Annotated in this window: 8 protein-coding genes; 3 read left to right on the forward strand and 5 right to left on the reverse strand. The window is 71.5% G+C overall.

The features are described from left to right. The coding region (locus ABZ135_RS38220; RefSeq protein WP_356702930.1) for a DUF2637 domain-containing protein at positions 1–953 on the forward strand (953 nt) is incomplete at its 5' end. A 15-nt stretch (positions 954–968) separates the two neighbouring features. Here ABZ135_RS38220 and ABZ135_RS38225 read toward each other — a convergent pair. Both ABZ135_RS38225 and lysS read right to left on the reverse strand, forming a co-directional pair. Continuing rightward, complete coding sequence (locus tag ABZ135_RS38225) at positions 969–1,214, reverse strand: hypothetical protein (protein ID WP_356702932.1); 246 nt, start codon at positions 1,212–1,214, stop codon at positions 969–971. A gap of 459 nt (positions 1,215–1,673) precedes the next feature. Then, complete coding sequence (gene lysS, locus ABZ135_RS38230) at positions 1,674–3,395, reverse strand: lysine--tRNA ligase (RefSeq protein ID WP_356702934.1); 1,722 nt, start codon at positions 3,393–3,395, stop codon at positions 1,674–1,676. Between the two features lie 220 nt (positions 3,396–3,615). Between lysS and argS the strand changes: the two genes are divergently transcribed. After that, a complete protein-coding gene (argS, locus tag ABZ135_RS38235; RefSeq protein ID WP_356702936.1) occupies positions 3,616–5,391 on the forward strand; it encodes an arginine--tRNA ligase in 1,776 nt (591 codons plus the stop codon). An 18-nt stretch (positions 5,392–5,409) separates the two neighbouring features. On the opposite strand, the gene ABZ135_RS38240 is transcribed toward argS, so the two are convergent. Next, a complete protein-coding gene (locus ABZ135_RS38240; RefSeq protein ID WP_356702938.1) occupies positions 5,410–6,546 on the reverse strand; it encodes a helix-turn-helix transcriptional regulator in 1,137 nt (378 codons plus the stop codon). A 285-nt stretch (positions 6,547–6,831) separates the two neighbouring features. On the opposite strand from ABZ135_RS38240, the gene ABZ135_RS38245 reads away from it, so the two are divergent. Beyond that, positions 6,832–7,482: a DUF4232 domain-containing protein gene (locus tag ABZ135_RS38245; protein WP_356702940.1), complete on the forward strand. Its 651-nt coding sequence runs from the start codon at positions 6,832–6,834 to the stop codon at positions 7,480–7,482. Positions 7,483–7,515: 33 nt separating this feature from the next. Here ABZ135_RS38245 and ABZ135_RS38250 read toward each other — a convergent pair whose 3' ends face one another. Both ABZ135_RS38250 and hemB read right to left on the reverse strand, forming a co-directional pair. Then, positions 7,516–7,788, reverse strand: a complete 273-nt coding sequence (locus tag ABZ135_RS38250; RefSeq protein ID WP_356702946.1) for a DUF1876 domain-containing protein — start codon at positions 7,786–7,788, stop codon at positions 7,516–7,518. A gap of 78 nt (positions 7,789–7,866) precedes the next feature. Next, positions 7,867–8,868 (reverse strand): porphobilinogen synthase, encoded by a 1,002-nt coding sequence (gene hemB, locus ABZ135_RS38255; RefSeq protein ID WP_356702943.1) that lies wholly within the window; start codon positions 8,866–8,868, stop codon positions 7,867–7,869. Positions 8,869–9,501: the final 633 nt, after the last annotated feature.

Below are 9,501 nucleotides of genomic sequence, written 5' to 3' on the forward strand. Positions count from 1 at the left end.
ACGCGGTGGGGCGGATCGCGGACATCACGGCCGACAAGCACATGGAGGGCGTGCGGCTGACGCGTTGGCTGCTGTCGCCGATTCCCACGTTCCGGCTGTGGCGGCGGATGAAGCTGTGGGAGCTGCGCTCGTACGAGCAGGTGATCAAGCTGGAGCAGGACCGGCTGATCTATCAGGCACGGCTCCAGGCGCGCTTCGGCCGGGCCTGGCGGCGGAAGGCGCCGGTGGAGGCGTTGATGCCGCTGCGGCTGGCGAAGTACGGGGTGCCGTTGGCGGAGACGGCCGCGGCGGGGCTGGCCGCGGCGGGTGTGGAGCCGGTGCTGTTGCCGCCGGCTCCGGCGACGGCCACGGCGGCCCCGGCGCTCGAACAGCCGCGGGTCGTCCAGGTGCCGGAGCAGCAGGGGGCCGGGCAGCCGCAGGCGGCCGGGGCGCAGCAGCAGGCGGGCGCGCAGCCCCAGGGGGTCATGGCCCAGCAGGGTGCCATGACCCAGCAGGGGAGCATGGCCGAGCAGGGGGCGGCGGGGCAGGCCCAGCCGTTGCCGCAGCCCGCGCCGGTGAACCACGAGAGCCCGTGGTTCGACGCGCCGCAGGTCTCGCCCGAGGCGTACGAGGGCACGTACAACCCGAGCATCGTGGAGGGTCTCGAGCCGACGCCGGTCGCGGTTCCGCATGGCCCGGAGGATGTGCCTCCGCCGGGGCCGGAGGAGTTCCAGCCGTATCCGGAGTACGTCGACGAGGCGCTGTCCGCGGAGGGGTTCGCGGAGGCCGCGTACAAGGCGATGTGGGACTACGTGGAGGAGAAGCAGGACTTCCCCAACGCGGAGCAGCTCGACATATGGCTGAGCGACATGTACAAGATCACGCACCCGCGCAGTGCCTCGATCCTGCGGGAGCTCACGCCGCGGCTGCGTGAGCGGATCCAGCAGGAGTGGGCGGAGAACAACACGCCCTGACCCCCGCCGGGCCGGTCAGGACCTCGTCTGCTTCGCCTTGTGTTTCGTGGTCTCGCCCCAGACGGCGAGGGCGACGCCGGCGACGAGGAGGGCGAGGTATCCGGCGGTGGGGATGTCCCACCACTTGTGGAGCAGACCCCAGGGTCCGTCTCCGAAGTACCGTCCGCCGGCGCCGAGTCCGCCTTGGACGAGGGCGACCCAGCCGATGACGGTGAGGGTTTCGCGTGCGATGGCGTGGCCTGCGAGGGCGTGGTCGGTCATGTCTCCACGATCTCCCGCCCGGTGCCGCCTCGCGTCGTGCGCGCGACGGAAACCGCCCTCCTCCGAACGATGCAGAGGAGGGCGGTTTCCGTGTCCGTGCCGGACGGTGACGCTTAGGCGCCGAGCAGCTTACGCACCCGGTCCGCGCCGACCGCGAGGAGTAGGGTGGGCAGCCGGGGGCCGGACCCCACTTCCGACGCCCCCCTCGCACCCCTCGGCCCCAAGGGGCCTCCCGGGCTTCGGGAGGCTGCGCCGGACTCCGTCCGGCCAGACCGGACGGTGGCCCTCACGCCCCCAGCAGCTTGCGCACCCGGTCCGCGCCGACCGCGAGAAGCAGGGTGGGCAGCCGGGGGCCGGACCCCACTTCCGACGCCCCCCTCGCACCCCTCGGCCCCAAGGGGCCTCCCGGGCTTCGGGAGGCTGCGCCGGACTCCGTCCGGCCAGACCGGACGGCGGCGCTCACGCCCCCAGCAGCTTGCGCACCCGGTCCGCGCCGACCGCGAGAAGCAGGGTCGGCAGGCGAGGGCCGGTCTCGCGGCTGACCAGGAGCTTGTAGAGCAGGGCGAAGAAGGAGCGCTGCGCCAGCTTCAGCTCCGGGGTCGGCTTGGCCTCGGGGGTGAGGCCGGCCATGACCTTCGGGACGCCGTAGACCAGGGTGGTCAGGCCGTCGAGGGACCAGTGGGTGTCCAGGCCCTCCAGGAGCAGCCGCAGCGACTCGCGGCCCTCGTCGTCGAGGGAGGCGAGCAGCTCGGTGTCCGGCTCGTCGCGGACGATGGTGCGCTGGTCGGCCGGGACCTGGGTGGTGATCCAGTTCTCGGCGCGGTCGAGGCGCGGCCGGACCTCGTCGAGGGAGGTGACCGGGTTCTCCGGGTCGAGCTCGCTGAGGATGCGGAGGGTCTGCTCGTCGTGGCCGGCGGTGATGTCCATGACCGAGGCGAGCGTGCGGTACGGCAGCGGGCGCGGGGTGCGCGGCAGCTCACCGGCGGCGGTACCCGCGGCGCGGGCGTACGCGGCGGCGTCGGCCGGCAGGACGGTGCCGTGGGCGACCTTGGCCTCCAGCTTGTCCCACTCGTCGTAGAGCCGCTGGATCTCCTGGTCGAAGGCGATCTTGAACGACTGGTTGGGGCGGCGGCGGGCGTAGAGCCAGCGCAGGAGCTGCGGCTCCATGATCTGGAGCGCGTCGGCCGGGGTGGGGACGCCGCCTCGGGAGGAGGACATCTTGGCCATGCCGCTGATGCCGACGAAGGCGTACATGGGGCCGATGGGCTGCACGCCGTCGAAGATGCCGACGATCTGGCCGCCGACCTGGAAGGACGAGCCGGGCGAGGAGTGGTCGACGCCGGAGGGCTCGAAGATGACGCCCTCGTAGGCCCAGCGCATGGGCCAGTCGACCTTCCAGACCAGCTTGCCGCGGTTGAACTCGCTGAGCTTGACGGTCTCGGCGAAGCCGCAGGCGGTGCAGGTGTAGGCGAGCTCGGTGGTGTCGTCGTCGTAGGAGGTGACGGTGGTGAGGTCCTTCTCGCACTGCCCGCAGTAGGGCTTGTACGGGAAGTAGCCGGCGCCGCCGCCGGAGCCGTCGTCCTCGTTGGCCGCGCCGGAGCCCTCCTCGGCCTCCAGCTCGGCCGCGTCGACCGGCTTCTGGGACTGCTTCTTCGGCGTCTTCTTCGTCCGGTACTGGTCGAGGATGGCGTCGATGTCGGCGCGGTGGCGCATGGCATGCAGGATCTGCTCGCGGTAGACGCCCGACGTGTACTGCTCGGTCTGGCTGATCGGGTCGTACTCGACACCGAGCTCGGCGAGCGCCTCGACCATGGCGGCCTTGAAGTGCTCGGCCCAGTTGGGGTGCGGGGAGCCGGCCGGGGCGGGGACGGAGGTCAGCGGCTTGCCGATGTGCTCCGCCCAGGACTCGTCGACGCCCGCGACACCGTTCGGCACCTTGCGGTAGCGGTCGTAGTCGTCCCAGGAGATCAGGTGGCGGACCTGGTGGCCGCGGCGGCGGATCTCGTCGGCGACCAGGTGCGGGGTCATGACCTCGCGCAGGTTGCCCAGGTGGATGGGTCCGGACGGGGAGAGACCGGAGGCGACGACGACCGGTTTGCCAGGCGCACGTCGCTCCGACTCGGTGATGACCTCGTCCGCGAAACGGGAGACCCAGTCGGTCTCGGTGCTGCTCTGAGCCACGGTCGGTACGTCCTTCTTCCTTGATTTCCCTCAAAGCCTTACAGCCCTACGTGAGCCATTCTCCCAGACGGAAGAAGCCGCTCCGAGGTTGTCCACAGGCCGGGGTTGTCGCCGGGGGTTGTCCACAGGCGGAGAAAACACGTTGCTCTCCCATGGGACACTTGACAAGCGAAATAGACCACCGGGACACCCGGACACGACACAACAGGAACGGAAGCTCATGGCCTCGGTCCCTTCCCTCGCTTCGACCGTGCAGCAGCGCCTCGCGGAAGGTCTCTCGGCAGCCCTGCCGGAGGCCGGTTCCGCCGACCCGCTGCTGCGACGAAGCGACCGGGCCGACTTCCAGGCCAACGGCATCCTGGCGCTCGCCAAGCGGCTCAAGGGCAACCCGCGTGAGCTGGCGACGAAGGTCGTCGAGGCCATTCCGGCGAACGACGTCCTGAAGGAGATCGAGGTATCGGGCCCCGGCTTCCTCAACATCACCGTGTCCGACGCGGCGATCATCGACACCCTGGCCGCCCGCGCGGCCGACGACCGGCTCGGCGTGCCGTTCAACCCGGCGGCCGGCACGACGGTGATCGACTACGCCCAGCCGAACGTGGCGAAGGAGATGCACGTCGGCCACCTGCGGTCGGCGGTCATCGGCGCGGCGATGGTCGAGATCCTGGAGTTCACGGGCGAGAAGGTGGTCCGCCGTCACCACATCGGCGACTGGGGCACCCAGTTCGGCATGCTCATCCAGTATCTGATCGAGCACCCGCACGAGCTGGACCACAAGGCCGAGGGCGCGGACGTGGAGGTCTCCGGCGAGGAGGCCATGTCCAACCTCAACCGGCTCTACAAGGCGTCGCGGGCGCTGTTCGACTCCGACGAGGCGTTCAAGACGCGGGCGCGGGCGCGGGTCGTCGAGCTGCAGGCGGGCGACGAGGAGACGCTGGCCCTGTGGCAGCGGTTCGTCGACGAGTCGAAGATCTACTTCTACTCGGTCTTCGAGAAGCTGGACATGGACATCCGCGACCCCGACATCGTCGGCGAGTCCGGGTACAACGACATGCTCCAGGAGACCTGCCGGCTGCTCGAGGAGTCGGGCGTCGCGGTCCGCTCCGAGGGCGCGCTGTGCGTGTTCTTCGACGACGTCAAAGGCCCGGACGGCAACCCGACGCCGCTGATCGTGCAGAAGTCCGACGGCGGTTTCGGCTACGCGGCGACGGACCTGTCCGCGATCCGCGACCGGGTGCGGAACCTGAAGGCGTCGACGCTGCTGTACGTGGTGGACGCCCGCCAGTCGCTGCACTTCAAGATGGTCTTCGAGACGGCCCGCCGGGCCGGCTGGCTGAACGACGAGGTGAAGGCCGTCCAACTGGCGTTCGGCACGGTCCTCGGCAAGGACGGCAAGCCGTTCAAGACCCGCGAGGGCGAGACGGTGCGACTGGTGGACCTGCTGGACGAGGCGATCGAGCGGGCGACGGCCGTCGTCGAGGAGAAGAAGGAGAAGGCCGGCCTGACCGACGAGGAGGTCGTCGAGAACGGCCGCTACGTCGGCATCGGCGCGGTGAAGTACGCCGACCTCTCCACCTCGGCCGTGCGTGACTACAAGTTCGACCTGGACCAGATGGTGTCGCTCAACGGTGACACGTCGGTGTACCTCCAGTACGCGTACGCCCGCATCCAGTCGATCAAGCGGAACGTGACCGACGCCGAACCGACCGCCCACCCGGAGCTGGAGCTGGCCCCGGCCGAGCGGGCGCTCGCCCTGCACCTGGACCAGTTCGGCGCCACGGTCGCCGAGACCGCCGAGGAGTACGCGCCGCACAAGTTGGCCGCGTACCTCTACCAGCTCGCGTCGCACCTCACGACCTTCTACGACCAGTGCCCGGTCATGAAGGCCGAGACCCGGGAGCTGAAGGAGAACCGTCTGTTCCTCGTCGACCTGACCGCCCGGACCCTCCACCAGGGCATGGCCCTGCTGGGGATCCGGACCCCCGAGCGCCTCTGACGTCCGGCGGCGAGTGGGTCACTGGGTGACCCACTCGCCCTTGTCGGGCCAGTAGCCGTACGTCGGCCGTCCTTCGATCGCGGTGGTACGGAACGGCTCGCCGCCGTCGTCGACGCGTACCGTCCCCTTCTTCTCGCCGCTGCTCCACTGGAGCTCCAGGTACCAGGAGGCGGCGTACTCCTCGGTGTGCACGTCGAGGTTGAGGACCTGGGGGTCTCCGGTGGCGACCTTGTACGGGAAGTCCTTCGCGGGTACCACGCGGTCCCCGTCCTGTCCGGCGACCGGCTTCAGGTAGGGCCGGGGCGCGTCGAGGTCCACGTCGAAGGTCTGCGGGGTGACCCCGCTGCCGCAGCCGTCCCCCATGGAGTAGGCGGGCCGGTCCAGCGGTGTGCCGCGCTCCACGACCCGTACGTGCAGGGCGGTCAGGACGACCGGCTCCTGGGTGTGGCCGGTGACGGTGAGCTGGAGCTGCATGTGGCCGCCGTCGATCCCGCCGAGCGCCCGGGCCCAGCCGCGGGTGTCCTGCGGCGGGGGCGGCGGCGGGACGTGGCCGGGCCGCTGGTCGAGCACGTAGTACTGGCCGCAGGGCGCCGCCCAGTTGTACGAGCTGACGCCGGCGCTCAGGGGCGCGGGCGGGGCGGGTGACGCGGGGGCGCCTCCGGCGGAGTCGGCGGGCCGGTCTCCGGTGCGCCCGATGAGGTAGGCGGTGGGCACGGCAAGGGCGACGACCACGGCCACGGCGAGGGCGCCCCGACGTGCCCGGTGCCGGCGGTGGAGCCGGGCGGAGGGGTCGGCGCGCTCGCCGTCCCTGAGCACGACGAGTTCGGCGACCTCGTGCTCGGGCGCGGGCACAGGCTCGGGAACGGGCACGGGTGCGGGCGCGGGCTCCGGTGCCGGCTCGCCCTTGCCCCGCCTGCGGGCCTCGTCGGCGACGATCCAGGCGCGGTGCAGCTCGACGAGCTCCTCACGGGACGCCCCGCACAGCCGCCCGAGCCGCTCCACGGGCGCGAACTCGGTCGGGACCGCGTCCCCGTTGCAGTAGCGGTGGAGCGTGGAGGTGCTGACGTGCAGCCGGCTCGCGAGCGCGCCGTAACTGAGCCCGGACCGGTCCTTCAGTGCGCGCATCCGCTCCGCGAAGCCCTCCGTCGCGTTCATCCGCATCCCCCGTCGCCCGTTCCGCATCCCAGGAACGCATTCCAGGGGACGGTCATCTCCCCAGGTCACGGCAGGTGCCGGCGTTCCAGCGTCCCCCATTGTCCCGTGCCGATTGCGGTGGGATCACGCCGACCCGCAGGGTGGTGGTCATGCCGAACAGCCGCGTCACCGACGCCTTGGCACTGGCAGTGCTGATCACCTGCACAGCAGTCGTGATCGCACTGCTGAACCACCGCTGACTCCGCGGCTCTGCTTCTCGACTCTGCTTCTTACGGGGAATCCACCATGCGTACTCTCGCCCGCCGTCTCGCCCTGCCCGCCGCCGCCCTCACGGCGGCCCTCGCCCTCACCGCCTGCCAGTCGAAGGACACGCCGGACGCGGCGCCGAAGGCACCGGCGGCGCCGACCGAGTCGGCGGACCGTACGACCGAGGCCCCGCCCGCCAAGGCGGCACCCACCAAGGCACCCACCAAGGCGCCCACGAAGGCGAGCACCGCCCGTCCGGGCGCCAAGCCGGGCGGCAGCGACGCCGCCCGCGTCCCCTGCACGGCCGCGAACACCAAGATCGTGGCGAGCAAGGTCAGCCGCCCCATCAACCACCTGGTGCTCACCATCACCAACGTGGGCAGCCGCCCCTGCGACGCGCCGTACGCGCCGCTCGTCGGCTTCGACGACAGCCAGGCGCCCATCAGGATCGTGGAGGAGAGCAAGCCGCAGTCGGTGCTGGGCCTGGCGCCCGGCGAGTCGGGCTACGCGTCGCTGATCCTCACCGGTGAGCCGGGCCCGGACACCCACGGGACGACCGTGCGTACGATCCGGATCAACGTCACGCCGGACAGCAGCACGACGGTGGCGGCGCCGAGCGGCACGTACGCCGATGACGGCGCCGCCGTGTCGTACTGGCAGCAGACCCTCGAGGACGCGCTCACGTACTAGTGACGTCCGCCCTGCTGACGCCCTGCTGACGTCCTAGCGGCGGATCGGGTGGGAGGTCCGCCCCGAGACCTCGTCGATCTCGGTGTGGGCCTTCTGCAGAAGCTGCGAGGCGAGATCCATGAGGGCGCGGGCTCCCGCGATCTCCTCGCCGACCCGCAGTTGCTCGGGGTCGGAGGGGTGACGGTTGGCGTTGCCGTGGGCGCGGAACTCGGTGCCGTCGCCGAGCCGCACCATGGCCGCCGCCCGCGTCCGGTCCCCCTCCTCCTTGAACTCCATCTCGACGTGCCAGCCGACCAGCGTGTTCATGTGCGTCATGAGGACCACCTCCAGAGCGGTACTACTCCAGAGTGCATCCCGCCACCCGCACCCCGCTCGCGGAGCGGCTCAGAGCCCGCGGGAGAGCTTCTGCGCGACCTCGGTGGCCCAGTAGGTGAGGATCATCTGCGCGCCGGCCCGGCGGATGCCGGTCAGGGTCTCGAAGATCGCCTTGTCCCGGTCGATCCAGCCCTTCTCGGCGGCGGCCTCGACCATCGCGTACTCACCGCTGATCTGGTACGCGGCGACGGGCACGTCCACCGCCTCCGCGACCTTGGCGAGGACGTCCAGGTACGGGCCGGCCGGCTTCACCATCACCATGTCGGCGCCCTCTTCGAGGTCGAGCGCCAGCTCCCGCATCGACTCGCGCACGTTGGCGGGGTCCTGCTGGTACGTCTTGCGGTCGCCGGTCAGGGAGGAGCCGACGGCCTCGCGGAAGGGGCCGTAGAAGGCGGAGGAGTACTTCGCGGTGTACGCGAGGATCGACACGTCCTCCTTGCCGATGGTGTCCAGGGCGTCGCGGACCACGCCGACCTGCCCGTCCATCATCCCGGACGGGCCGACGACGTGGACGCCGGCGTCGGCCTGCACCTGGGCCATCTCGGCGTAGCGCTCCAGGGTGGCGTCGTTGTCGACCCGGCCGTCGGCGTCCAGGACGCCGCAGTGGCCGTGGTCGGTGTACTCGTCCAGGCACAGGTCCGACATGATCACCAGGTCGTCGCCGACCTCGGCCTTCACGTCCCTGATGGCCACCTGGAGGATGCCGTCCGGGTCGGTGCCCGCCGTGCCCGCCGCGTCCTTCTTCGCGTCCTCCGGCACGCCGAACAGCATGATCCCGGAGACGCCGGCCTCCACCGCCTCCACGGCGGCCTTGCGCAGGGTGTCGCGCGAGTGCTGCACGACGCCGGGCATCGCGGCGATCGGGACGGGCTCGCGCACGCCCTCCCGGACGAAAGCGGGCAGGATCAGATCGGCCGGATGCAGGCGCGTCTCGGCCACCATCCGACGCATGACGGGCGTCGTCCGCAGCCGCCGCGGCCGCGCCCCCGGAAAGCTTCCGTACGAATTCATGCCCCCGAGGCTACGCCCGCCTGATCCCTGCACTTGCCGACCACCTGTGGGCAAGCCCAGCGCCCCCGCCCCCGTGTGGGCTGCGCCCGACGGGGCCGGCGCCCCTCCCACCCCCGCGTGGGCCGTCGCCCCCGCGCCCGTGTGGGCAATCGTCCCGCAGGGCGGGACGGGTGGGCACACGGGACGGCGCCCAAGCGGGCGCGTTCCGCACCTGCACCTGCCCGCACCACGAGCACGGCGCACTCGTGGTGCAGGTCCAAGCACCAGGAGCCTAGGCCCGGCAAAGGGCGCCGTTCCGTTGTGCCCACCCGTTCCGCCCCAGCGGAACGAATGCCCACAACGGAGGGGGCGAAGGCCCAGCAAGGGCGGGCACCGCCCCAGCGGGGGCACCGGCGCGGAGCCCCGGGAGACGGGAGGGCGCAGCGCGGGCGGGCGCCGCCACAACGAGTGGGCGCAGGCCCGGCACTGGCGGGCACCGCCCCAGCGGGGCCAAGGCCCCGGCGCGCACCGCCCCGCCCCGGCGCAGCCCGCAACGCCGCGAAGCCGAAGACGACGGAGCGTGCGGACGGTGTGGTTGCCAAGGGGGTGCCCTTCACTTCTGTACGGGCGGACGGGTCGCGTCCGTACGGGTCA

Source organism: Streptomyces sp. NPDC006339, from assembly GCF_040612775.1.
Classification (GTDB): Bacteria; Actinomycetota; Actinomycetes; order Streptomycetales; family Streptomycetaceae; genus Streptomyces.